We start from the raw sequence: 25,350 nt of genomic DNA on the forward strand, positions 1-25,350 counted from the left end.
AAATAGGAAAAAGCACAAAAGCACCTTAATTAGGATGCTTTTGTACTTAAAATCAATATATTTTATACATAACATAATATATTTTAACTGAAAGTATATATATATTCATATAAATTGAGGTAAAATTAATTAATCTTAATAGGCTTCTGAACTTCATTGATTATAACTAATGTAGCTCCATAGGTTTTTAGGGTAACTAAAATATTTATAACTGTACTCTTCTTAAAGTATTTAAATCTAATATTAGGATAAGAAGCTTTATGAAGAATACCATTTTCATCTTTGTTAAGTCTAGTTGGTCTCCCCATATCAATCCAATAGTTATAGGATGAACCAATCTTTTCATTTATTTCATAGGTAGTTACATTAATATCTGAGTGAATATTAGTTATATTAAGAGAAAGTTTTTTCGAAGTCGCATTTTTTATACCTCTAAGCTTTGAAAAACTTGCCATAGAAATTAAATCATTGATTTTATCATGATAAGTATAAAGTAAAATCTCATATTGATTGTTAGTTTTAGTAACTACATATCCATCACCTTTAGCTACTAATGTATTACCTAATTTATTTAAAAGTGAATAGGCATAAAAGGCAGGTTTTTTTATTCCCTTATCATTTATAAGACCAGGATAACCAAAGAATAGTTCATTGGTTATATTTACTTGCTTATCAAGGACGTCAAAGGCCCTTATAAAGCTTAAATCTCCCTTATGATTTACTACATTATCAATAATAAATGGAATCATATAGGCTGTATCATATATATTATTTACTTCATTATTTATCATAAAAGGTTCTTCTTCAAAATCTAATTTATTGTAAATTAATATTTCTTCAATTGAAATCCTCAAATTTTCAGGAAAGGTAGAGGAAAATTCAAATCTAAAATTTTTGTAATTAAGAGTTTCTATTGCACTGAAATATTCCATGAAGGATAGAAGAATATTTTTAAAATCTTCATGTATATCTATAGAATTTTTAAGGGATAATATATTTTTAGAGGCAACTTCATAGCTTTCATCGTTAATGTCATTTATATGTTCTTCATAGGTGCTATTCATATCTAAAACAATTATAGGCACTATATCTAAAAATTCTATAAACTCTAGTACATCCTTTGCTCTATTCCAGTTATGAAATTTAGAGCCAGGGAAAATAGCCATATCAGTACTAAATAAATTTAGGATCCGTCCATATTCAAAATCCATTTCCCTTTGAAGTTCTTCTAGTGTATCTTTATTATCTTCAATTAAGAGGTCAAAGGCATCACCGATGGTTATAATTCTATTAAAATTCTTATCAAATTCACCTATACAATTTTCCATATTAATATTTAACTGATGAATTTTATCCTCATAATTAAACCTGTCGTAGTCCTCCAGATAATATATTACTTCATCTAGACTTTCTTCTAAAGGATGAGTTATATATTTAGTCAACTTTTCTAGGACTTCAGGAGTAGATTTATATTTTTTTCTGAATTGTAAAGGCGTAAGCTTATAGTGAAGTTTAAAGTGCTTATTAAAGTATCTAGTATGAGAAAAGCCAATTTCCTCAGAAATTTCAGATAGTGTCATATCTGTATCCAAAATTAATTTTATAGATTCTTCAACTCTAATAAGATTTAGAAAATCAGTAAAGGAATATCCTGTAGCATATTTTATTTCTCTTGATAAATAATGGGTGCTTAGATATTCGTTACTAGATATATCTTTAAGGGTTATATTATTTTGATAATTATTATAAATATATTTAGATATACTATGATATCTTTGAAGTTGATCTTTATTTTCTTTAAGTTCTTGTTTTTCATGAATTAAATAGTTAAAGTTATTTATTAGATGATAAAGGAGTTTTACAAGGATATCTTCGATTTCTTCATCATAATTATCTTGTTTTTGTACTGTTTCACAAAGCACTTGACAAAGAAATACTCTTAAATCTTCATACTCTTCACCTAATTGCGAAGCCTTACTAGAAGAGTTTGTATAAAAAAACATATTCTCAATATCGTTATAGTACTTTTGAAAAAAGTATGGATCTATTTGAAATATGAGTACTTTATTGTCAGGATCATCACTTTCAATGCTATGAACTTCATCTATATTTATAATTTCAATTTGATTTTCACTTATTACATATTTTTCAGTATTTATATATAGATTGATTGTGCCTTTTATAACATAAAGAATTTCGATGCAATAATGCCAATGGATTGGATAATTTTTAATGGTATTAAAAGAAATAGATACAGGCATATTTGCAGAATAATTAATATATTGTCTATGCATTATAAACTCTCCTTGCCAGTTTCTTTAGTATTAATAGTATTATAGCATTAATTAGAAAAAACATGCTAGGGGAATAAAAGTGAGAAAGGGGAAAACCTCAAGAAACTATTTTTCTTGAGGTTTTTGGATTTATTATGAACTTGCATAGCTAATTTTTACCTAAGCAATATTTTAAGGCTCTATAACATTTCTATAAAAGCTGCCATTCTAGTGTTAAGTTGTCCAATGTCAGCAGTAGAATAATCTGTTTCTATACTGATGTAAGGTATTTTTTTAGTGTTATTAACAAATCTTTTAATTTGCAATGTTTCTACGCTATAAGTATGACAAGCTTGAAGTACTACATCCACCACTGCATCAACTTTATATTCATCTATCATTCTATTAAGTAGCTCTGTACGGTTAGGATTAGGTGTCATACAAGAACATCCAATATTTAAATATTTACGAGCAATAGCATCATAGATATCAGGATTATTTTCATCTACTAATTCATCGATAGCTTTAGCACCAGTACAGTTTTCAAAAGCCACGACATGAGCTCCATTATCTTCTATTGCTTTTATAACTTTTTCTGTAGCTCCACCAATAGGACATCCAGTTATAAGAATACGAGGTTTCTTTTCATATTTTTTTTCTACTTCATATTCACCCTTAATTTTCTCAATTAGGGCATATATTTCTTTTGGTACCTCTGCTTTATCAAATTTAAATGTAGTACCATAAAGAACTTTAAACATATCTTGTCCTAATATCGCTGGGGGATCAAGTTTTCCAAGACCGTAGAAGGCTTTAAGAGCTTTTCTTTCTTCATTTTTTAATTTAATAGCTTTTTTAATATTTTCATCACTTATATTAGTTTCAAATTGTTTTTCTAAAACTTCTTTAAATTTTATTACTTCTTTCTTCCAAAGCTTTAAACCTTCTTCACTTTGAGAGTTTGGTAGTTCCATAACATGAACAGGCTTAAACTCACTTAAATATTCATACATTTTTTTCTTTCCATCACAAGTAGTTTCACCTACAACTAAATCAGAAAAGTAAAAGAATGGACATTTATCTGTTTTTGCAAATCCATAACTTGATTTGATAAGTGGACATAGATTACGCGGTAATTCTTTTTCAGCTTCTGCAATTGTCTCATCAGACATAGAACAAAGAGATACAACACTTGCACCCATGGCAAGAGGTAATTCCTGTGGCATATAAGTACAAAATACTCCTACTAAAGGTATATTTTCATCTTTAAGTTTTTTTGCTGCAATAAAGGAGTTTCTCCTAGCCTCTGCAAAGTCTTCAAATATTTCAGGTAGTTCTTTTCTTATTTTCATTTTAATTCTCCTATCATTTTACGTGGTTATTTAAAAATAATCTATCTAATAAGATTATACATAGAAATTATGTAATATTATGAATTATAGTGTTATTTTATACATTTATATCTATCTATAGAATGTTATAATACTACATTGATAAAAATAGTGATAAAATTATATTGTATATAGTAGTTTAAGTAGTAAAAATTATTATTAATTTATTAGGATTTTATAGGAGGTAGGGAAAATGAAATACAGTTTTGATGAAAAAGTGGACAGGATAGGTAGTAACTGTTTAAAGTGGGACTTAATAAATAGAACATATAATGATAGTGAAATTATACCTCTATGGGTAGCAGATATGGATTTTAAAGTGCCAGAAGAAATAGGAGATGCTATAAGAAAAAGGTTAGAACATCCTATTTTTGGATATTCCCTTACACCACCATCATACTATAAAGCTGCTATAAATTGGTTTGATAAAAGATTTCAATGGAAAGTTGAAAAGGGATGGATGAAGTTTGCTCCGGGAGTTGTACCAGGTCTAAAAACTATAGTTGCTGCTTACACAAAACCAGGAGATGAAATTATAATTCAAACGCCGGTATATCATCCTTTTTATAGTATTATAAAAAATAATGGGTGTCAGGTTGTAGAAAATCCCTTAACTTGTAAAGATGGTAGATATGAAATGGACTTTGATAACTTAGAAAAGATAATTACTAAAAAAACTAAGATGATAATTCTTTGTAGTCCTCATAATCCAGTAGGAAGAGTATGGACTGTAGAAGAATTAAAAATGGTTGGAGAAATATGTATAAAGAATAATGTACTAGTGGTAGTAGATGAAATTCATGCAGATATAGTTTATAAACCTAATATACATACAGTATTTGCATCTATCAATGAAGAATTTGCTGATAATTCTATAATATGCACAGCACCAAATAAAACCTTTAATATTGCAGGGTTTAAAACTGCAAATATAATTATGAAAAATGAAAAATTAAGAAATCAATATATATTGCAAATGGAAAAAGACTGTATAGAAGGAGCAACTACTTTAGGTGCAGTAGCACAAGAAGCAGCGTATACTAGTGGAGAAGAATGGTATCAAGGTCTTATGGAATATTTAGCAGGAAATATAGGCTTTACTTTAGAATTCTTTGATAAAAGAATTCCTAAAATTAAGATTAGAAAACCAGAAGGAACCTATTTATTGTGGCTTGATTGCTCAGGATTAAATATGAAGCCAGAAGAATTAAGTAAATTCTTCCTTAAAAAGTGTAAAGTATGGTTAAATGATGGTAGCATGTTTGGACATGATGGAGCTATGTTCCAAAGAATGAATATAGGAACTAGTAGAGTTGTTCTTCAAGAAGCTTTAGAAAGAATAGAAAGAGAAGTAAATAAATTATAGGTTTATAATAAGAGGTTGCCTAAAAAATCAGGCAACCTCTTAAATAGTTACTTTAAATTGTAATTTTCAATAAGTTTTAGAGTTAGTTCTAAAGCATCTTCTCCATTTACCCATATATCAGGTTTGATACCTTCACCTTCCTTAAAGAACTTTTCATCATATAGCCTTAACCAGTTTCCATAGGAAAATTCAATATGGGAATTTGGAAGGTAACCCAGTTCTACATTAGAACTTTCAAGAGTACCATGAGTATTAGTACCAACTACTACAATATTTTCAAAATCCTTTAGATGCTCTACAAAGAATTCAGCAGCTGAGGAGGTTTTTTTATCTGTAAGAACAAAGATAGTATTTAAATTTTTATTAAGCTCTTTTTTAGATTTAGGTATATGTTCATAATAATAAGCATGAATTTTTTCAAGTTGTAAAGTTTTTAGGTCCTTATGAAAGGTGTTAAAATCGTAGTAGGAGGGGGCATCCTTAGATCTTCCATAAAGAAGTAGAAAAAGACCCTTCCCTTGAGATGAAACTCCAAAATATTCATTTATCCAGTTTAAAGCGGTCAATATATCACCACCATTATTACCACGTAAATCTAATATACTTACAGGAGAATCCTTTACTTTAGAAGCAGTATTAATGAAATCTATTCGTTCTAAACCTATATTGTAGGGAACTTCTCTGGAAGATATTATAGGAACATCATCTATAGTTGTGTAGTCTAAAGGTGAAATAGACTCATCTGAAAAAGTATTTGATAATTTCAGTTCAATATCTTTAGTATATTCTGATTCACCTCTATAAAAAACAACATTTAAGTTCCTTGAAGCTTGTCCAGAATATTTTGCTAAAACACCTAAATTGTATAATAGCTTACCTTCAGTATTTATTGAAAGATATAAATAATTTTCGATGTTTTCATCTTTATTTATAGATTTAATGTAGTAAAGAACACCTCCATATTCTACATAATAGCCTATTCTGTTTTTGAAAATTCCTAGAGTTGAATTTGTATAATATCTAGAGGTATTTTCTAAGTCAAAGCCATTGTTACCTATATAAAAATGTCTATCAGGAATAAAAGCAAGATTATCTTTTAAGGTTTTTGTTAGTTCAGCTACATTAATTACATCATTATCACCAATAAAACTTAAAACTGATTCCTTAGCCTGTAAAAATAATTTATCACTACCATAATAATTATATGGTGCGTAGCTAGATTTTAAAGCCTTAAAATATAGTTCTACATCATAAATAGCTTCTTTTCTGGTTATAGCAGTAGGAGATATTACGTGAGGTGTTGAAAATAGTAGAGCGTGCTCTTTAGCAGTTAGTATATCTTCATTTGGAATTTCGGATATAAATTCTCTAATATTTAATTTAGATATGGGAATATTTAAATTTTTATGATTTATCTTTTCTAAAGCTTTTTCAAAGGAAATATCTTTTTTATAATAAGGTAAATAAATTAAAATTAAACCTAAAATTATAATAAAAAGAATTTTAAAAGTTTTTTTCAAATTAAAATCCACCTCCCTATAATTCTATTAAATAAGGTTATTATACCATAAAATGTAAAAAAATAAAGACTTTATGAATAAAAATAAAACAAATTAATAATTGACTGCCTTTTAGTTAGACTATGTTTTGGTTATAATGTTATTAATAAGAATTGGAAAAGTATTTCAACTAGTTTTAGTATAGATAAATGTTAATTTTACATTAATGTTAATATATAGTATAAAAAAATTTGGGAGTGATAAAGTGGCAAAGATTATTATAATAGAGGATACAGAAACTATTAGGCAGGAGCTTGCAACATTTTTAAATAGATATGGATATGAGGTAATAGCCCCTACTAATTTTGAAAATATAATATCTATTATTGAAAAAGAAGAGCCCAATCTCATACTCTTAGATATAAACTTACCTGTATTTGATGGATTCTACATTTGTAGAGAAGTGAGGAAAACTTCTCAAGTACCTATAATTGTGGTTACAAGTAGAGATAGTGATATGGATGAGCTAATGAGTATGAATCTAGGAGCAGATGACTTTATAACTAAGCCTTATAATACACAAATACTTTTAGCAAGGATAAATTCAGTGCTAAAGAGGGTAAATCAAGGGAATGAAGGGAATCAAGAAATATTAGTATATAATGATTTAAAGTTAAATCTATCTAATGGGACCATAAACTGTGGAGATAATGCTTTAGAAATCACTAAAAATGAATTAAAAGTTCTTTATTACCTTATAAAGAATAAAGGAAACATTGTATCTAGGGAGGATCTAATGGATTATCTATGGAAGTCTAATTTGTTTGTAGATGATAACACTTTGTCAGTTAATGTGACAAGACTTAGAAAAAAATTAGAGGAAATTGGAATTAAAGATGTTATAGAAACAAGAAGGGGACTTGGATATATAATGCCATAAATATATAAATATTTATGTAGAGAACTATTTATACATAAAACTATTTAAATATGGAAAAATAAAACTATTTAAATAGTTGTTCTGTTTATGCGGGTTTGAAGGAGTTTTCTACTATAAATAGTAGAGAGGAATAGATAAAATGAAAGTTAGGGATTATCTTAAATCAAGAATTGGCTTTTTAATAATTAATGGAGTCCTATTTATGATTTTTGTATCTATTTTAATATTTTTAAATGTAGGGAGTGGACTAATATTTTTATCTTTCATATTATGGTTTACTCCATTAAGTACATATTTAACCCTTGAAGTTATTAAACATAAGAAATTTCTAGACAATATTACAGGAACTATAGATAGCTTGGATAAAAAGTATTTGCTTCCAGAGGTTATGGGAAAGCCAGATTTTTTAGAAGGTGAAATAGTTTATCAAGTTCTTAAGGAATGTAATAAAAATATGCACGAAAATGTAAAAAAGTATGAATGTACCCAAAAAGAATATAGAGAATACATAGAAATGTGGGTTCATGAAGTAAAGACGCCTATTGCTTCTGCTAGACTTATTATAGATAATAACGAAAGTACGGTAACAAATAAAATTGGACATGAATTGAAGAAGGTAGAAGATTTTATAGAACAAGTCCTTTATTACTCAAAGAGCAACGATGTAAGTAAGGACTATATTATAAGAGAATTTAATTTAGAAGAAGCTGTTATGGAGATTTTAAGAAAGAATTCTAGAGATTTCATAAATAAAAAAATATCCTTAGAGATAGGAGATATGGGAGGTAAAATTTTCAGTGATATAAAATGGGTGGAATTTATTTTAAATCAAGTTTTAGGAAACGCCATAAAGTACTCTAAGGAATCAAATGGGATAATAAAAATATATTCAACTTCTACAGAAAATAAAATAACTTTAACTATAGAAGATAATGGTGTTGGAATTTCAGAAAGAGACATTTTTAGGGTTTTTGAAAAAGGTTTTACTGGGGATAATGGAAGAAAGTTTGGTAAATCCACAGGAATGGGATTATATCTGTGTAAAAAACTTTGTAATAGACTTGGATTGGGGATAAGTATTGAGTCAAAGTTAGAATATGGAACTAAGGTGTATATAAATTTTCCCCTAGGAAGATTTACTAGTTTCTAATAATAGCTAAAATAAAAACTGATTGGATAAAAATTAATCTCAATCAGTTTTTTTGTGGTAAATATTTGATTATATTATACTTATACCTAGGACTTCAATAGTCTAAAAAACAGGGCTACTCCTAATTTTATAGATGAACTTCTAGACTTTCATTATTATCTTACGAAAATGAAAGATTAATGACATGAAATTAAATACAACATACTTTTAGAAAAATATATAATAAGCTCATAAAGTTAAGGAAAAACTTAAAATGTATTTTAGGAGGATGAATTATGGAAAATGTCTTAAAGGTTGTAAATATAGAAAAATATTATGGTGGAAAGGGAAATGTGACTAAGGCTATTGATAATATAAGTTTTGAGGTAGAGAAGGGGGAGTTCCTTGGAATAATGGGACCTTCTGGAAGTGGTAAAACTACACTTTTAAATTGTATATCTACCATTGACACAGTGACTACAGGAAATATAATTATAAATAATAAAGATATAACTAGTCTTAAGAATAATGATATTGAAAAGTTTAGAAGAGATGAGCTTGGATTTATATTTCAAGATTTTAATCTTTTAGATACATTAACTGCTTATGAAAATATTGCATTGGCACTTACTATACAAGATGTAAAACCTAAAAGTATAGATGGAAGAATTAAAGCAGTAGCAAACAAATTAGGTATAAGTGAAATTATAAATAAATATCCTTATGAAATGTCTGGTGGTCAAAAACAAAGAGTTGCTTCAGCTAGAGCTATCGTTACTAATCCATCACTAATTTTAGCTGATGAACCAACAGGAGCATTAGATTCTAAGTCTTCTAGATTATTACTAGACTCCTTTGAGAAATTAAATGAAGAACTAGAAGCTACTATACTCATGGTCACACATGATGCGTTTACAGCTAGTTATGCTCATAGGATTTTATTTATAAAAGATGGAAAAGTATTTAATGAACTAATTAGAGGAAATGATAGTAGAAAAGAATTCTTTAATAGAATTATTGAGGTAGTGACATTACTTGGAGGTGACAGTGGAGATGTATTCTAAAATTGCATTAAATAATGTAAAGAAAAGTTTTAAAGACTATACCATATATTTTTTAACTTTAACCTTTGCCGTTTGTATATTTTATAGCTTTAACTCTATAGAATCACAAAAGGCAATGTTTGAAATAAGTAAGAAGGAAGCTAGTTTTATAGATATGTTAACTACAGTTATTTCTTGGGTATCTGTATTTGTGTCAGTAATTTTGGGTGGACTCATTGTTTATGCAAATAACTTTATGATAAAACGAAGAAAAAAAGAACTTGGTGTATATATGACATTGGGTATGAGTAAAAGAAAAATCTCAAGTATTTTAGTGTCTGAATCTTTTTTCATAGGCCTTATGTCTTTAGTAGCAGGGTTAATCTTTGGTATAGTTTTATCACAAGGATTATCTCTTTTTACAGCGAAGTTATTTCAGGTAGGCATGAGTGAATACAAATTTGTATTTTCACAAAATGCTGCTGTAAAGACTATAGCTTATTTTGGAATAATGTTTTTACTTATAATGATATTTAATACCTTTGTAATTTCAAAATACAAACTTATAGATATGATAAATGCTAATAAGAAAAGTGAAAATATAAAGATTAAAAATCCTATAGTATCAATTATTATTTTTATTTTAGGAGTAGGAATACTTATAACTGCTTATAAGTTTATAATAGAAGTGGGATTAGACATAACTGATTCTAGATTTACTATTTCGATAATACTGGGGATTCTAGGAACTATATTATTTTATTATGGATTAGCTGGATTTATATTGTATGTAATCAAGAATAGTAAAAATATATACCTTAAAAAACTAAATATATTTGTTACTAGACAGATAAGTAGTAAAATTAACACAAATTTTGTATCTATAACAGTTATATGTTTAATGCTCTTTATAACTATTTCTATATTATCTACGGGATTGAGTTTTAAAAATTCTTTAGAAAGTAGTCTTAAGGATACAGTACCTTTTGATGTCTCAGCTAGAATTATAAATTTTGAAGGCTCGGAAAACAAAACTATAGAACAGGCCATTAAAGAATTAGGGTTCAATTTCACAGATAAAGAAAAGTATGTAGTATTACAAGAGTATAGACTAGAAGAAAGTTATGGTGATATATTAAGAGGATATGATAAAGAAGATAAATTTCTTGATAACGATTATAGTAACATGTCAGCTCTAAAAATAAGTGATTATAATAAACTAAGAGAGTTAAATGGACAAAGTTCCATAGACTTAAAAGAAGATGAAGTATTAATAACCTCTAACTTTAGTAAATTAGTGCCTTTAGTTAAAAGCTATATGAAGGAAAACACAGTAATTAAAATAAATAATATAAACTATAATATAAAAAATCAAGAGCTTATTACAGAAGCTTATGAAAGCACAGGCTTTGCTAATAATTTCTTTACAGTAATACTTCCAGATAAAGAATTAGAAAACCTTAAGCCCTATGACTCTATATTAAATTGTAACTTTGTAGGTGAAGATAGAGAAAAACGAGAATCAGAAATAGGAGAAATATTCAAAAATAGCAGAGATGAAAATGCTTCGGGTAAAGACTTTATAATATTAGGTGATACTAAGACTGGCATATACAGTATGACAAAAGGAGCTACTACCACAATTTTATATATAGGTATATATATTGGGATTGTATTTTTAATATCTAGTGCAGCAGTCCTTGCTCTTCAACAATTATCAGAAGCTAGTGAGAGCATTGATAGATATAAAGCTCTAAGAAGGATTGGAGCTTCAAGAAAGATGATAAATAAAACCATATTTATTCAAACTTTAATATACTTTGCAATGCCATTAGTATTAGCTATAATTCACTCCATAGTTGGAATTAGTGTAGCTAATGAATTTATATCTCTTTACGGCAATGCAGAGATAGGGGCTTCAGCCACTATAACAGCACTACTGATAATAGCTATATATGGAGGCTATTTCTACGCCACCTATATAGGCTATAAGAATGTAACTAACACTCCAAATCTATGATTTGGCTAAGTGTTATTTACTCCAGGGAATGAAATGAATATATTTTTTAGTAGTAAAGGTAGCCTTAATGGCTACCTTTATATTTATATTTAACTGATATTACATTAATTATATACTTATACAATTTAATCCTGTAAAATAATATTATGATAGACAAATGGAAAATATAAAAATTTATTTAAAAAGAATGTTAAGGCGGTTTTTGGAAAGTTTTTATAAAAGCTTTTAATTTATAGATGTAGAGGTGGAGAAAATGAAAAAAGTCTTAGTTCTTGGAGGAAGCTATTTTATAGGAAAAGCCATTGTAGAAGCTTTATTAGGTTCTCAGAAAGATTATGAAATTTACACCTTAAATAGAGGAAGCAGAAAAACAGAAGATAAAAGAATTACTAATATAATTTGTGACAGAGAAGATTTAAATGAAATGAAAAAATGTCTTAGAGAGCATGAATTTAATTATATAATTGATGTGTCTGGACTTAATGTAAATCAGTTAGAAATTCTTCATGAAGCCTTAAATTATGAAAAGTTAGAGAAATTTATTTTTATTAGTTCAAGTGCTGTCTATGATGTAGAAAATTATAAAATACCTTTTAAGGAATCATTTATGCTAGGAAAAAATAAATATTGGGGAGATTATGGAACAAACAAAATAGAGTGTGAAGAGTTTTTAGAGGATAAGTATAACTATAGTAATGTTCAGCTTATAATACTACGCCCTCCTTATGTTTATGGAGAAAATAATTATGCAGCAAGGGAAGGCTTTATTTTCCATCATATTATCAATGATAGGCCTATCCTAATTCCTAATGATGGAGAAACTAAGATACAATTTATCTATGCTAAAGACTTAGGCAATATAGTAGCAGGAATTTTAGAGACAAAGCAGGATAATCTATCTATTTATAACGTGGGAAATAGTGAGGCTGTAACTTTTAATAGATGGATAGAACTATGTGAGAAGGCTGCTGGCCAAAAGTCAATAAAGCATCATTTTTATTATGAAAAGAATGGATATAAGGAGAGAGACTTTTTCCCATTCTTTGATTATGATAATGTGTTAGATGTAAAAAAAGTCCATAGAATATTTAAAGAAGAAACTTCTATGGAGGAAGGTTTAAAGAATTCTTATCAATGGTATCTTCACAATGAATCGGTGGTTATGATGAAAAAACATGTAGCAGAAAAGGAAGAAGAAATTTATAAATTACTAGAGAAATAATTTGTAATTAATTTTGAATGAACTATATGATAAAATTAATTACTTTAGAATAATTTAAATAAATGGTATAAGAGAACAATTAGATAAATTAAGAAGTATGAAGTAAGTCGCAATCGTAAGATATTGCGAAGAATTAATTATTTAAGTTACTTGAAGAGGTGAGCTTATATGAAGTTGTTTTTATCATCAAAAGCATTTGGAAATTCCGTTATAACAAAGAAAATATTAAGCCGATTAAAGAAGGATGTAGGAATAATAAGACTGCTTCTCATACCAACAGCTTTGAGTGGAATGCACCAGCCTGATAAATATATAAATGAATTGCTTGTTGCTGGCTTCAGTAAAGACAATATCATTGTTTTTGATGAAGACAACTGTAAAGAATATTACAATTTGAATATTGATATTATTTACGTATGTGGCGGTAACACTTTTACATTAGTAAAATTGATAAATGAATGTGGATTTGGTTCAGAAATAGCAAAATATTTAAGTAGAGATGTGATATACATTGGAAGAAGCGCTGGCACTCATATTGCGACAAAAAATATAGAACATGTCTTACCTTTTGATGAGAATCAAATTGGGTTAGAAAACTTTGATGCAATGGGGCTATTTGATGGCATAATATTCTGTCATTATAATGAAAGCAGAGAGAAGTATTATTTCGAAGCAATAAAAAAAGAAAAATATAATGTTTATAAAATTACTGATGAAGAAATGATTATTTGTGACAATGGACAACTCTCTATTTTGTAAAGTTTAATAGAAATTGAAGATGGAGATTAAAATGAGTAAGTTAATATTTTGGGATTTTCAAGGTACATTAGCTCATAATGAGTGGATGCTTAGTAAAGCTTTATTCAAGGTTTTATGTAAGTATGAACCATATACGGAAATAAGTATTGAAGATTTTAAGAAAATCTCATTAGTGGGATTTCCTTGGCAACAACCTGAAAAGGAATATGTGAATCTCACTTCTAGCGATGCTTGGTGGAACCATATTGAAGAGATATTAATAAAGGGATATATAAAGTTAAATATATCAGAAGAAAAAGCAGCTATCTACTCAAAAGAAATTAGACAAGTCCTTGCATCAGGAGAAAGTTTTCAAATATATGAAGATACAATAGAAGTATTACAGTACTTTATGAAAAAGGGTTATTCAAACGTAATACTCTCAAATCATATTCCTGAATTACCTAAGATAGTAGAGAAATTAGGATTATCACCGTATATAATCGATTGTATATCATCTGCTAATGTTGGATATGAGAAGCCAAATCCTAAAATATATCATTATGCTTTGAAAAAGCATTGCAATTATAGGGATATATGGATGGTTGGAGATAGTATTTTAGCTGATGTAATAGGTCCAGAACATGTTGGAATTAAAGCAGTATTAGTAAGATCTAATACAGAAGAAAATGTTAGATATTACTCAAAGGATTTATTAGGAGTGAAAGAAATAATAGTATAGAAAATTAATATTGAAAATGGTTAGCAATAAGCTATTGAGTTCATACAAGATAAGATAATCATTAGATTTAGAAAAACTATTTATTATACTGTGATAATTAAAAATACATTGGAGGATAGCTATGATAAAACAGTACACAAATTTAAATAATTTGGATATGTCTAGAGAAATAAAAGAAAATATTGAAAGAATATTCATGGGGAATAATGGAGAAAAGACCTTAGAGCACAGTATTAATGTTGCTAAAACTAGTATTATAATTGCAGAAAAATATAACTTAGATAAAGATGTTTGTGAAATTGCTGGATATCTTCATGATATTAGTGCAATTATTAGCCCTGAAGACATGCTACAGTATGCTAAGGATAATAATTGGTATATAGATGAGGCAGAAAAAAAGTACCCATTTTTATTACATCAACGTTGTTCAGTTGAATTAGCAAAGGAAGTTTTTAACATAGAAGATAATAATATACTAGGTGCAATAGGTTGTCATACTACTTTAAAATTAAATCCTACACCATATGAGATGACTTTATTTATAGCTGACAAACTTTCATGGGATCAAGATGGAAGACCTCCTTTTTATGATTTGATAAAAGAAGAATTAGACAAGTCATTATATCATGCAGCTTTAACGTATATGAATTATATTGTAGATAATAAATTAATATTATATCCACATAAATGGTTTATAGAAGGAAAACAATGGCTAGATGGTCATTGTAATACAAGGAAGGAAGTAAGTGGTTATGAATAAAGAAGAAAAGAATCAGTTTATAGTAGATACCATAGCTAAGGTAAATAAGATATTCTCTATTCATGAAATAATAAAGGATATAGATACATCTTTATTAAAGCTTTATACAGTAGCTGTAGTAGAAGAGGGGTATTTTTTTATCTTTGATTTATCTGACAATGGTACTTGCTATGAATTTAAAGGTGAATATAAAGCACCTATGATTGTACCAGAAAAAGTGTTGGCCTCCTTTCCACTAGATTTTTATGATATGAAGCCTGCGGCGGTAGTATCTAAGGATGCATTTAATACCTTGGAGGGATATATATTTATATTTCATGAGTTTGTTCACTGCTATCAATGGGAGCAAGGAGATAGTGAAATTAGAGAAGAACTAGAAATTGCTAAAATAGCTAAAGAGAAAAAAGATTTTATGTGGGAGATAAATCATTCATTTCCTTATGAGGATAAGGTGTTCATAAATGAAACTTCTAAACTAGAATTTGTGGATAAAAAACTACAATATAAAGATATGGTAGATTATCATAAAGTTATGAAGAACCATTTAAATCAAATAGACTTTGAATATATGGTATGGCAAGAGTTTATAGAAGGATTTGCTAGATATATTGAAAATCTTATTAGAGAAAAGTTACAAGTAAAATTAAATTCTAATAAATTAGAAAAACCTTTTAGTAGAGTAATCTTTTATGAGCTAGGTAGTAGATCCATAAGTGCTATATTAAAAGAAAATCCCGAGATTAAGGGGAATATTAAATGTATATATGATAAAATTAATATATAATGGATGAACTTTAGATAAAGGGTAGGGTGAGTGTTATATGGATTTTTTATATATTGTTATAGGGGTTATAGTGGCTGAGTTTATATGTTCAATATTGTTTAAAGGACTTAATGATAGCATTATTGGACTTTTTAAACCGATGCAGAAATTTGTATCAAAATCTAAGAAGAAGAAAATATGGAGTGCTATAGGGTATGGTATTGCTGTTTTTATTGCTTTGACAATTAAGGATAGTTTTGAACTACATTACATTTGGTATGGTATATTAATTGGAGTTTTATTGTCGCTTAATGACATAATCTTTGAGAGAGGAGTATTTGAGAAGAGAATAGACAATCTATAATAATATTAAAGTATAAAATTTTATAGTATTAATAAGGTATAAAGCTAGTTTTATGATAGCTTTATACCTTTTATTTTAATTTATTTTAGACATAACTCTTTTAAATTCGGATATTGCACCATTAAGAGAAATTAAATCTTCATCTGGTAGCACAGATAACTTTTCCTTAAGAAAGCTTTTCATTAAATCCTTTTTGATTTTAAAGACTTCATTGGCTTTTTCTGTTATTTCAATTCTAATAACTCTTCTATCTTTTGGATCTTCATATCTATTAACATAACCACACTCAAGGAGTTTATCTATTATTGGGGTCATATTGGGTTTAGATATACAAAGGTCTCGGGCTATACTAGACACCGATGAAGGTCCATTTTGAGCTAGGTAAAAAACCACTTTTACATGAGATGGTGGCACAACTGTATTTTTCATAAAGTCTTCTAATTTTATAATCTTTTTATGAAGTAGCATCATAAGAAGGAAAAAGTCCTCAGATAGTTTAGTTAAATTTTTTTCATCCATAATAATTCTCCTTTGGCTGCAGTATTGAATTTCTATATTAAAATCGTTAATTAAAAATTAAAAAATCCACAATAAAATAGTTATTGACTTATAATAGTTATAAAACTATAATTAATATATGTTTATAACTGTTATATACTTATAAATAATATAATATCATAATTTATATAAATTAATAAGTATTTTATAAGATTATTATAAATAAATTTTTTTTAAATTGCAAATAAACTGATAAATTGTAAATACTATTGTTATCTATGTTCATATAGCATAGGTAATAAAGTATTTTGTTTTTAGTTTATTTCTTAGTGATTCATTATTGTAAGAGGGAGTGGAGGAATATGTTCAAGTTAATTAAATATTTAAAGAACTCAGTGGTGCCAATTATCATCATAATTGGATTACTAATTGTTCAAGCAGTCTGTGACCTTTCTTTACCTGACTATACTTCTAATATAGTAAATGTTGGAATTCAGCAGGGGGGAGTAGAAAAAGTTACACCAGAAGTAATTAGAAAGAGTCAATTAGAAAAGTTAGAACTATTTATTAGTGAAGAGGATAGAATAGAAATTAAGAGTAATTATACTTTGTTAGATAAAGATTCTCTTAGTGATGAAGAATACAATAAATATGTGAAGAAGTATCCTTCTTTAGAAAATGAAGGTGTATATAAGCTTACAACTAAGAAAAAGGATAAAGAAACCATTGAAAAGTTAAATGGAATATTTGCAAGGCCAATGTTAGTAGTGCAAGGCTTTGAAAGTGACAGTGAAGAAAGTAAGGCCATGAAAGCAGCAATTATAGCGGAGTTTCCTCCTAATATGGGTATAGATGAAAATGCAGATATATTGGAAGTGATGTCACAGTTACCGCAGGAACAGCGAGATACTATGATGAAAGATATAGATAAAAATTTTGAGAACTTACCTAATACTATGATAGACCAAGCAGCTATTAGTTATGTAAAAAATGAGTATAATAATATTGGTTTGAATATAGACAAAATGCAAACTAACTATCTTCTTTATACAGGAGGATTAATGATACTTATAGCCCTACTAAGTATGGCTGCTACAGTAACTGTTGGATTTATTGGGGCTAGAGTGGCAGCAAACCTTGGTAAAAACCTTAGAAGTAAAGTATTTTCTAAAGTTATAGGTTTTTCTAATGCAGAATTAGATAAATTTTCTACTGCGTCACTTATAACTCGTAGTACCAACGATATTCAGCAAATTCAAATGCTTATGGTAATGCTTCTAAGAGTAGTATTCTATGCACCAATCTTAGGAATTGGTGGAGTAATAAAGGTTTTAAATACAGAAACTTCAATGGCTTGGATTATTGTTGTTGCAGTAGTTGCTATTTCAGCAGTAGTAATTGTTTTATTTACAGTAGTTATGCCAAGATTCAAGAGGGTTCAGAAACTAGTTGATAGGATTAACCTTGTAACTAGAGAAATTTTGACTGGTATGATGGTAATTCGTGCCTTTAGTACAGAAAGACATGAAGAAAAAAGATTCGATAAAGCAAATAATGATTTAACCAAGAATAATTTATTTGTCAATAGAACTATGGCTTTAATGATGCCAACTATGATGTTGATTATGAATGGAATTACTATTTTAATAGTATGGAATGGATCACATAGCATTGATGCAGGAACCATGCAAGTTGGAGATATGATGGCATTTATTCAATATACAATGCAAATTATAATGGCATTCTTAATGATATCTATGGTTTCAGTGATGTTACCTCGTGCTACAGTTTCAGCTGGGCGTATAGATGAAGTATTATCCACTGAATATGTAGTTAAGGATCCTGTAGCTCCAATAAAACTTGAAGAAGATAAAAAGGGATTTCTTAAATTTAATAATGTTTCCTTTAAGTATCCAAATGCTGAAGAAAATGTTCTAAGTAATATAACTTTTACTGCTATGCCTGGAGAGACTACCGCATTTATTGGTAGTACAGGAAGCGGTAAATCCACCCTTATTAATCTTGTACCGAGATTTTATGATGTGACTGAGGGAGAAATACTTTTAGATGGAATTGACATTAGAAAAGTAAGTCAACATGATTTAAGAGAAAAGATAGGTTATGTACCTCAAAAAGGAGTGCTATTCTCTGGTACCATTGAAAGTAACTTAAAATATTCAGGTAAAAGTATTACAGACGAAAATATGATAAAGGCTGCAGAGATTGCACAAGCCACTGACTTTATTAAAGGTACTAAGGAGAGTTATAATACTGAAATATCTCAAGGGGGTACTAATGTTTCAGGGGGCCAAAAACAAAGACTTTCTATTGCAAGAGCTATTGCTAAAAAACCAGAGGTATATATTTTTGATGATAGTTTCTCAGCTTTAGATTTTAAGACTGATGCGGCATTACGAAAAGCCCTTAAAAAAGAAACATTAAATAGTACAGTTCTAATTGTAGCTCAAAGAATAAGTACGATTCTACATGCAGAGCAGATAATAGTTTTAGAGGAAGGTAGAATTGCAGGTATTGGAACTCACAATGAGTTAATGAAAACTTGTGATGTGTATAAACAAATAGCACTATCTCAACTTTCAAAGGAGGAGTTAGCTAATGAGTAAGGAGCAAAATATGAAAAAAGGGCCTATGGGTGGTGGAGGACCTATGGGACGTGGACCAATGGGAGGTCCTGGAGAAAAAGCTAAAAACTTTAAGGGCACCATGAAAAAGCTTATTAGTTATCTTAAACCTTTTACTGCATCCATAATAATTGTTATAATATTTGCCGTTGGAAGTGCTGCTTTTTCTATAATTGGACCTAAGGTTTTAGGTAAAGCTACCACTAACATTTTTAAGGGACTTGTAGGTAAGATAACAGGTTCAGGAGTAGGCATAGACTTTGAATATATAGGAAGAATTTTATTATTACTTTTGATTTTATATATAATTAGTACATTATTCTCTTTTGTACAAGGTTTTATAATGTCAGGAGTTACTCAAAAGGTTTCATATAATCTTAGAAAAGAGATTTCTGAAAAAATTAATAGAATGCCTCTTAAATATTTTGATAATAAGACTCATGGTGAAGTTTTATCTAGGATAACAAATGATGTAGATACCGTAAGTCAAAACTTAAACCAAAGTATGACTCAAGTTATAACTTCAATTACTACATTAATTGGAGTACTAATAATGATGATTTCAATAAGTGGTATCATGACAGGGGCAACTCTCCTTATATTGCCAATATCTATGTTTTTAATATCGGTAGTAGTTAAGAAATCTCAAAAACACTTTAGAAATCAACAGAAATATTTAGGAAATGTTAATGGTCAAGTAGAAGAGGTTTATGGAGGTCATAATATAGTTAAGGCCTTTAATGGAGAAGAAGAGGCAATTAGAGAATTTAATAAGTTAAATGATAAATTATACGACTCGGCTTGGAAGTCTCAATTTTTATCTGGAATGATGATGCCTATTATGACCTTTGTAGGAAACATAGGCTATGTAGTAGTATCTATTTTAGGTGGATGGCTGGCTATTAAGAAAACTATTGAAGTTGGAGATATTCAATCCTTCATTCAATATGTAAGATCTTTTAATCAACCAATAGCTCAGTCAGCTCAGATAGCAAATCTAATGCAATCTACAGCAGCGGCGGCAGAAAGAGTTTTTGAATTCTTAGCAGAAGAAGAGGAAGTGCAATTTGCAGAAAACCCTATTAAAATAAAAAATCTGTTATTGTCAGAAGATGAGGGAGAAGAAATTCAAGGTGAAGTAAACTTTGAAAATGTTCACTTTGGGTATAAAGAAGATAAGATTATTATCAATGATTTTTCAGCACATGTAAAACCAGGACAGAAGGTTGCTATAGTTGGACCTACTGGAGCAGGAAAAACTACCATGGTTAAATTGCTTATGAGATTTTACGATGTGAATAGTGGAGCTATCTTAATAGATGGTCATAATATTCAAGATTTCAACCGTCAAGATTTACGTAGTATATTTGGTATGGTACTTCAAGATACTTGGTTATTTAATGGCTCTATTAAGGAAAATATCAGATATGGTAGATTAAATGCCAATGATGAAGAAGTTATTGCTGCAGCTAAGGCTGCCAATGTGGATCACTTTGTAAAAACTTTACCTGATGGATATGATATGATTTTAAATGAAGAAGCTAATAACGTGTCTGCAGGTCAAAAGCAATTACTTACTATAGCTCGTGCAATTCTTGCAGATCCTAAGATTCTAATTTTAGATGAAGCCACTAGTTCTGTAGATACTCGTACTGAGGTTTTAATACAAAAGGCAATGGATAATTTGATGAAGGGTAGAACTAGTTTTGTAATTGCTCATAGATTATCTACTATAAGGGATGCAGATTTAATCCTTGTAATGAAAGATGGAGATATAGTAGAACAAGGAAATCATAATGAGTTACTTGCAGCCAATGGCTTCTATGCAAACTTATATAATAGTCAATTTGAAGACATTAAAGAAGATGTAGTTTAATAACTAAATAAAAAGTAAATAGAGTTTTTTAACTAGGATAGAGTTTATTCCATCTGAAGTTTATTGACATAGTTTTTAAGAACTAGCTTAAATTAAGTAAATTAATTTGAGTTAGTTCTTTTTATTTTAGAGATAAGTATAACCTAGTATTTAGGAAATAATAATAAAGTAATTAATTAAATATATAATAAATATAAGTTCATTTAATATATAAATAATTAATAGACAAATATGAAAAAGATGATATAATTACCATTAATAAATGTGTAATATTAAATATGCTAAAAAATAATTATAGTAAACTGAATAAAATTCATGTTTATTAAATATATGGAATATTAGAAGGAGATTTATCATGAAGGCAAAACAGGTTTTAGATATAGCTCTTTCAGCAGGTGAACTACTTATTAGTAATGGATCAGAATCCTATAGAGTAGAGGAAACTATTGAAAGGATATGTAAAGCATATAATTATAAAAGTGAATGCATAACTACAGGAAAAGGAATTTTTATATCTATTTTAGATGAGGATCAAGAAAAGGTTACATCACTAAAAAAGGTTAGAAGCAAGAGTGTTGATTTATATAGCATAGAGCTAGTAAATAGTTTTTCTCGAAGCATCGAGTCAGAGAAGATTTCCTATGAGGAAGCAATGGAAAGACTAGAAGATATAAGAAAAACGCCTACTTTTAAATTACCTATTAGAGTGTTAGCTGGTGGAATGACTTGTTTTATTTATTCATTATTTTTCAACGGAACAATTTTTGCAGCCTTTATATCTACAATTATTGGTATGATAATATATTATATGGTAGATAAGGTATCCAATGTAGGATTTTTTCAGTTCTTTATCTTCTTTTTCTCAGGATTTCTTATAGCTAGTATAAGTATTTTATTTGAAAATATTATAACTATAGTGAACAAGGACAAGATTATACTAGGGTCTATCATGGTACTATTACCTGGTGTAGCCCTTACTAATGGAATAAAAGATATAATTTATGGTGATTTTACATCAGGAATTTCAAAGGTGGGTGAGGCTGTTTTAATAATTACAGCAATTGGTTCAGGAATTGGTACTGCATTAGCCTTTAGAAATTTTCTAGGAATCTTTTAGATATAATATATTTAGATGAAAGTAGAGGCTATGTTATGATTAGACAAATTGTTTTAGCGTTTTTTGGAAGTGTATTTCCTGCCATATTATTTAATATAGATAGAAAAAAATTAGCTTGGGCTGGGATTTCAGGAACTCTTGCATGGTTAAGCTATTTAATAGTGTTCAACTATGGAGGAAGTGTAATTATTGCTACTTTCATGGGGGCATTTGTAGTAGGAGTTTATAGTGAAGTAATGGCAAGAAGGTTAAAGGCTCCAAGTATGCAGTTTTCAATACCAGGAATATTCCCGTTAGTACCAGGAGTCATGGCCTATAACACAGTATTATATATAGTAGCTCAAAATTATGACCTTGCTTATAGCAGTGCAATGAAAACTATTATAGTAGGTGGAGCTATTGCCTTTGGAATGATGTTATCTTCAACTACTTATAAATTTTTTAGCAAAATTCAAAGAGATATAGAAACAAAGAAAGCAGCACAAAATAAAATAAAATAAAATATTAGGCTATGTTTTAAACTGTTGTTAAAACATAGCCTATATTTAAATTAAGTTTAAATTTATACTTAATTATTGAGCCTTCTTTTCGTTTTCCTTGTTATCTTCAGGGTTACACTTATTATCACACTCTGGTTTTCTCATATGTTTTCCAGGAGTCTTTGTATTTTGTTTTTTCTCATCAGTTTCGTTTAGAGTTGGTTTCTTTTCATCTTCTTTAGGAGCTTTTTCATTCTCAGGCTTAGACTCACTTATAGTTTGCTTCTTTTCATCAGGTTTTTTTGTCTTTTCTTCTTCCTCAATCATAGTTGGTTTCTTTTCCTCAGTGGGTTTTTCATCCTTAGATTTTTCTGCTGGAGTCTCTATAGTAGTCATTTTTTCACTATTAGAATCCATTGATATATTATCATATCCAAAGGCTACAGTAGAAGAAGTCATGATGGCACCAACTAATGTTAGCATAATTAAAGATTTTTTCATTGTAATACACCGTCCTTTTAAAGTATTTACTTAAATTCTTAAGTATGAGTATATTTGATGAGAACAACAAGAATAAGGATAAGCTATTGAAAAATAAAAGGTTTAAGAAAACTCGACTTTAGTTTATCCTTAGAAAGAAAAAATATGTTATTAAAAATTTTCCATTAAAAATGTGGATAATAATAAATTAAAAGTAAATTTGAAAATTATAGTTTTTATGTTATAATGAAGTTAATTTAATAATTATTTAGCTAGGGGTGCCTAATGCTGAGAGAAGCAATAATTGCTTTAACCCTTGAACCTGATGTGGATAATGCCATCGAAGGAAAGCTTTAAAAGATTTTAATAATAGCTTATTTATAAAAATGTTTATAAATATTTATTTTATGAATTCATCTAAAGGCTTACCTTGTGTAAGCCTTTATTTTTTTAGATAAGAATTAATAAAGGTTTGTAAAAAAATATGTAAGCAATTATTTTCTCCTAAAGAAAGGCGCTAAATTATTAAATTAAATAATTATTGTACTTAGGGAGGAAGAAAGTATGAATTTTACAACACAAATGGATGCCGCTAGGAAGGGCATTGTAACAAGAGAGATGGAGATTGTAGCTAAGTCAGAGAATATGGATATTCAAGAGTTAAGGGCTTTAGTAGCGGAAGGAAAGGTAGCTATACCTGCTAATAAAAATCATAAATCCCTTGTACCACAGGGAGTAGGACAAGGTCTCAAAACTAAAATAAATGTAAATTTAGGTATATCCAAAGATTGTGATGATATAGATAAAGAAATGGAAAAGGTAAAAGTTGCTTTAGATATGAAAGCAGAGGCTATTATGGACCTTTCTAATTATGGAAAAACTGCAAAGTTCAGAGAAAAGTTAGTAGAAATGTCTACAGCGATGATTGGAACAGTACCAATGTATGATGTAGTTGGCTTTTATGATAAGGAACTAAAGGATATCTCTGTAGATGAATTCTTTAAAGTAGTAGAAAAGCATGCACAGGATGGAGTAGATTTTGTAACTATCCATGCAGGACTAAACAGGGAAACTATAAATACTTTTAAAAGAAATAAGAGGATTACTAATATAGTTTCAAGGGGAGGATCTCTTTTGTTTGCTTGGATGGAATTAAATCAGAGAGAAAATCCATTCTATGAATATTTTGATAGATTATTAGATATATGTGAAAAATATGATTTAACTTTAAGTTTAGGAGACGCATGTAGACCAGGTTCGATAGCTGATGCCACAGATGCTTCACAAATTAAGGAGCTTATGGTATTAGGTGAGCTTACAAAAAGAGCTTGGGAGAGAAATGTACAAGTTATAATTGAAGGTCCAGGGCACATGGCTATAAATGAAATAGAAGCTAATATGTTACTTCAAAAAAGACTTTGTCACGGAGCACCATTTTATGTTTTAGGACCTTTAGTTACGGATGTAGCTCCAGGTTATGATCATATAACTTCTGCCATTGGTGGAGCTATTGCAGCAAGTTATGGAGCAGACTTTTTATGTTATGTAACTCCAGCAGAACATTTAAGACTTCCAAACCTAGATGATATGAAGGAAGGTATAGTAGCAGTAAAAATTGCAGCTCATGCAGCGGATATTGCTAAAGGAATTAAAGGTGCATCGCAGTGGGATAATGAAATGAGTAAGGCAAGACAGGAACTTGATTGGGAGAAGATGTTTACCTTAGCTTTAGATGAAGAAAAGCCAAGAAAATATAGAAAAGAATCTACACCTCATCATGAAGATAGTTGCACTATGTGTGGTAAAATGTGTTCTATGAGAAATATGAACAAGATTCTTAGTGGAAAAGATATTAACCTTTTAAGAGAAGATGATTAATAATTAATAAAAGGACACTATTAAAAATTAAGCTTTTATTGGTAGTTTAAGCTTAGTAATTTTAAGAGTGTCCTTCTTTATTATACTTTTATGTTTAATAACTTGAATAATATAATTAATAATAAAGGAA

General features: G+C 28.7%; 21 protein-coding genes and 1 riboswitch. Of the genes, 16 read left to right on the plus strand and 5 right to left on the minus strand.

The genetic code is table 11. From position 1 onward, the window contains the following. Positions 1-125: 125 nt before the first annotated feature. Together B3Z56_RS03895 and B3Z56_RS03900 are read right to left on the minus strand one after the other, a co-directional pair. The gene (locus B3Z56_RS03895; protein ID WP_346849128.1) at positions 126-2,294 is read right to left on the minus strand and encodes a helix-turn-helix domain-containing protein; all 2,169 of its coding nucleotides are present in this window, start codon (positions 2,292-2,294) and stop codon (positions 126-128) included. A 179-nt stretch (positions 2,295-2,473) separates the two neighbouring features. After that, positions 2,474-3,625 carry a double-cubane-cluster-containing anaerobic reductase gene (locus B3Z56_RS03900; protein WP_346849127.1) on the minus strand — a complete coding sequence of 384 codons (1,152 nt, stop codon included), beginning with the start codon at positions 3,623-3,625 and terminating at the stop codon, positions 2,474-2,476. A gap of 232 nt (positions 3,626-3,857) precedes the next feature. On the opposite strand from B3Z56_RS03900, the gene B3Z56_RS03905 reads away from it, so the two are divergent. Continuing rightward, on the plus strand, positions 3,858-5,030 hold the full coding sequence (locus B3Z56_RS03905; RefSeq protein ID WP_346849126.1) for a MalY/PatB family protein: 1,173 nt from the start codon (positions 3,858-3,860) through the stop codon (positions 5,028-5,030). Positions 5,031-5,077: 47 nt separating this feature from the next. On the opposite strand, the gene B3Z56_RS03910 is transcribed toward B3Z56_RS03905, so the two are convergent. Then, the gene (locus B3Z56_RS03910; RefSeq protein ID WP_346878282.1) at positions 5,078-6,550 is read right to left on the minus strand and encodes a S41 family peptidase; all 1,473 of its coding nucleotides are present in this window, start codon (positions 6,548-6,550) and stop codon (positions 5,078-5,080) included. Positions 6,551-6,794: 244 nt separating this feature from the next. Here B3Z56_RS03910 and B3Z56_RS03915 point away from each other — a divergent pair, with 244 nt between their 5' ends. From B3Z56_RS03915 to B3Z56_RS03960, 10 genes are all read left to right on the plus strand, one after another. Further along, entirely contained in the window at positions 6,795-7,469 is a 675-nt protein-coding gene (locus B3Z56_RS03915) for a response regulator transcription factor (RefSeq protein WP_035135324.1), read from the plus strand. Positions 7,470-7,608: 139 nt separating this feature from the next. Continuing rightward, positions 7,609-8,619, plus strand: coding sequence for a sensor histidine kinase (locus tag B3Z56_RS03920; protein ID WP_346878283.1), 1,011 nt, complete (start codon positions 7,609-7,611; stop codon positions 8,617-8,619). Positions 8,620-8,894: 275 nt separating this feature from the next. Further along, a complete protein-coding gene (locus B3Z56_RS03925; RefSeq protein ID WP_346849123.1) occupies positions 8,895-9,662 on the plus strand; it encodes an ABC transporter ATP-binding protein in 768 nt (255 codons plus the stop codon). Next, the gene (locus tag B3Z56_RS03930) at positions 9,652-11,661 is read left to right on the plus strand and encodes an ABC transporter permease (protein ID WP_346878398.1); all 2,010 of its coding nucleotides are present in this window, start codon (positions 9,652-9,654) and stop codon (positions 11,659-11,661) included. Before B3Z56_RS03925 ends, B3Z56_RS03930 begins: the two co-directional genes overlap by 11 nt. Before the next feature lie 253 nt (positions 11,662-11,914). Beyond that, on the plus strand, positions 11,915-12,883 hold the full coding sequence (locus B3Z56_RS03935; RefSeq protein WP_346878284.1) for an NAD-dependent epimerase/dehydratase family protein: 969 nt from the start codon (positions 11,915-11,917) through the stop codon (positions 12,881-12,883). A 168-nt stretch (positions 12,884-13,051) separates the two neighbouring features. Continuing rightward, on the plus strand, positions 13,052-13,642 hold the full coding sequence (locus B3Z56_RS03940; RefSeq protein ID WP_346878285.1) for a Type 1 glutamine amidotransferase-like domain-containing protein: 591 nt from the start codon (positions 13,052-13,054) through the stop codon (positions 13,640-13,642). A gap of 31 nt (positions 13,643-13,673) precedes the next feature. Further along, positions 13,674-14,363: an HAD family hydrolase gene (locus B3Z56_RS03945; RefSeq protein ID WP_346878286.1), complete on the plus strand. Its 690-nt coding sequence runs from the start codon at positions 13,674-13,676 to the stop codon at positions 14,361-14,363. A gap of 121 nt (positions 14,364-14,484) precedes the next feature. Continuing rightward, positions 14,485-15,123: an HD domain-containing protein gene (locus tag B3Z56_RS03950; protein WP_346878287.1), complete on the plus strand. Its 639-nt coding sequence runs from the start codon at positions 14,485-14,487 to the stop codon at positions 15,121-15,123. Beyond that, a complete protein-coding gene (locus B3Z56_RS03955) occupies positions 15,116-15,907 on the plus strand; it encodes a hypothetical protein (protein ID WP_346878288.1) in 792 nt (263 codons plus the stop codon). The genes B3Z56_RS03950 and B3Z56_RS03955 overlap by 8 nt, the downstream gene beginning before the upstream one ends. Before the next feature lie 37 nt (positions 15,908-15,944). After that, positions 15,945-16,250: a hypothetical protein gene (locus B3Z56_RS03960; RefSeq protein ID WP_346878289.1), complete on the plus strand. Its 306-nt coding sequence runs from the start codon at positions 15,945-15,947 to the stop codon at positions 16,248-16,250. Between the two features lie 75 nt (positions 16,251-16,325). Here the strand turns inward: B3Z56_RS03960 and B3Z56_RS03965 are convergent, their stop codons facing one another. Further along, the gene (locus B3Z56_RS03965) at positions 16,326-16,769 is read right to left on the minus strand and encodes a MarR family transcriptional regulator (protein ID WP_346878290.1); all 444 of its coding nucleotides are present in this window, start codon (positions 16,767-16,769) and stop codon (positions 16,326-16,328) included. 341 nt (positions 16,770-17,110) lie between these two features. Here B3Z56_RS03965 and B3Z56_RS03970 point away from each other — a divergent pair, with 341 nt between their 5' ends. From B3Z56_RS03970 to B3Z56_RS03985, 4 genes are all read left to right on the plus strand, one after another. Continuing rightward, complete coding sequence (locus tag B3Z56_RS03970; protein ID WP_346849115.1) at positions 17,111-19,372, plus strand: ABC transporter ATP-binding protein; 2,262 nt, start codon at positions 17,111-17,113, stop codon at positions 19,370-19,372. Next, positions 19,365-21,266 (plus strand): ABC transporter ATP-binding protein, encoded by a 1,902-nt coding sequence (locus tag B3Z56_RS03975; protein ID WP_346877983.1) that lies wholly within the window; start codon positions 19,365-19,367, stop codon positions 21,264-21,266. The genes B3Z56_RS03970 and B3Z56_RS03975 overlap by 8 nt, the downstream gene beginning before the upstream one ends. Positions 21,267-21,621: 355 nt before the next feature. Beyond that, a complete protein-coding gene (locus B3Z56_RS03980) occupies positions 21,622-22,383 on the plus strand; it encodes a threonine/serine exporter family protein (protein WP_346877982.1) in 762 nt (253 codons plus the stop codon). Between the two features lie 5 nt (positions 22,384-22,388). Further along, on the plus strand, positions 22,389-22,883 hold the full coding sequence (locus B3Z56_RS03985) for a threonine/serine exporter family protein (RefSeq protein ID WP_414632766.1): 495 nt from the start codon (positions 22,389-22,391) through the stop codon (positions 22,881-22,883). 72 nt (positions 22,884-22,955) lie between these two features. On the opposite strand, the gene B3Z56_RS03990 is transcribed toward B3Z56_RS03985, so the two are convergent. Beyond that, positions 22,956-23,363, minus strand: a complete 408-nt coding sequence (locus tag B3Z56_RS03990) for a hypothetical protein (RefSeq protein WP_035131622.1) — start codon at positions 23,361-23,363, stop codon at positions 22,956-22,958. A 243-nt stretch (positions 23,364-23,606) separates the two neighbouring features. Continuing rightward, a riboswitch (TPP riboswitch) is annotated at positions 23,607-23,708 on the plus strand. 198 nt (positions 23,709-23,906) lie between these two features. On the opposite strand from B3Z56_RS03990, the gene thiC reads away from it, so the two are divergent. Continuing rightward, positions 23,907-25,220 carry a phosphomethylpyrimidine synthase ThiC gene (gene thiC / locus B3Z56_RS03995; RefSeq protein ID WP_346849112.1) on the plus strand — a complete coding sequence of 438 codons (1,314 nt, stop codon included), beginning with the start codon at positions 23,907-23,909 and terminating at the stop codon, positions 25,218-25,220. Positions 25,221-25,350 lie beyond the last annotated feature (130 nt).

The organism is Clostridium sp. UBA7791 (genome assembly GCF_002480755.1).
Classification (GTDB): domain Bacteria; phylum Bacillota; class Clostridia; order Clostridiales; family Clostridiaceae; genus Clostridium_J; species Clostridium_J sulfidigenes.

Excerpts from the sequence above, each read along its gene's own strand:
- B3Z56_RS03895 (WP_346849128.1), bottom strand. The coding sequence starts at position 2,294 with ATGCATAGACAATATATTAATTATTCTGCAAATATGCCTGTATCTATT.
- B3Z56_RS03900 (WP_346849127.1), bottom strand. The coding sequence starts at position 3,625 with ATGAAAATAAGAAAAGAACTACCTGAAATATTTGAAGACTTTGCAGAG.
- B3Z56_RS03905 (WP_346849126.1), top strand. The coding sequence starts at position 3,858 with ATGAAATACAGTTTTGATGAAAAAGTGGACAGGATAGGTAGTAACTGT.
- B3Z56_RS03920 (WP_346878283.1), top strand. The coding sequence starts at position 7,609 with ATGAAAGTTAGGGATTATCTTAAATCAAGAATTGGCTTTTTAATAATT.
- B3Z56_RS03925 (WP_346849123.1), top strand. The coding sequence starts at position 8,895 with ATGGAAAATGTCTTAAAGGTTGTAAATATAGAAAAATATTATGGTGGA.
- B3Z56_RS03930 (WP_346878398.1), top strand. The coding sequence starts at position 9,652 with ATGTATTCTAAAATTGCATTAAATAATGTAAAGAAAAGTTTTAAAGAC.
- B3Z56_RS03935 (WP_346878284.1), top strand. The coding sequence starts at position 11,915 with ATGAAAAAAGTCTTAGTTCTTGGAGGAAGCTATTTTATAGGAAAAGCC.
- B3Z56_RS03940 (WP_346878285.1), top strand. The coding sequence starts at position 13,052 with ATGAAGTTGTTTTTATCATCAAAAGCATTTGGAAATTCCGTTATAACA.
- B3Z56_RS03945 (WP_346878286.1), top strand. The coding sequence starts at position 13,674 with ATGAGTAAGTTAATATTTTGGGATTTTCAAGGTACATTAGCTCATAAT.
- B3Z56_RS03950 (WP_346878287.1), top strand. The coding sequence starts at position 14,485 with ATGATAAAACAGTACACAAATTTAAATAATTTGGATATGTCTAGAGAA.
- B3Z56_RS03955 (WP_346878288.1), top strand. The coding sequence starts at position 15,116 with ATGAATAAAGAAGAAAAGAATCAGTTTATAGTAGATACCATAGCTAAG.
- B3Z56_RS03960 (WP_346878289.1), top strand. The coding sequence starts at position 15,945 with ATGGATTTTTTATATATTGTTATAGGGGTTATAGTGGCTGAGTTTATA.
- B3Z56_RS03965 (WP_346878290.1), bottom strand. The coding sequence starts at position 16,769 with ATGGATGAAAAAAATTTAACTAAACTATCTGAGGACTTTTTCCTTCTT.
- B3Z56_RS03970 (WP_346849115.1), top strand. The coding sequence starts at position 17,111 with ATGTTCAAGTTAATTAAATATTTAAAGAACTCAGTGGTGCCAATTATC.
- B3Z56_RS03975 (WP_346877983.1), top strand. The coding sequence starts at position 19,365 with ATGAGTAAGGAGCAAAATATGAAAAAAGGGCCTATGGGTGGTGGAGGA.
- B3Z56_RS03980 (WP_346877982.1), top strand. The coding sequence starts at position 21,622 with ATGAAGGCAAAACAGGTTTTAGATATAGCTCTTTCAGCAGGTGAACTA.
- B3Z56_RS03990 (WP_035131622.1), bottom strand. The coding sequence starts at position 23,363 with ATGAAAAAATCTTTAATTATGCTAACATTAGTTGGTGCCATCATGACT.
- thiC (WP_346849112.1), top strand. The coding sequence starts at position 23,907 with ATGAATTTTACAACACAAATGGATGCCGCTAGGAAGGGCATTGTAACA.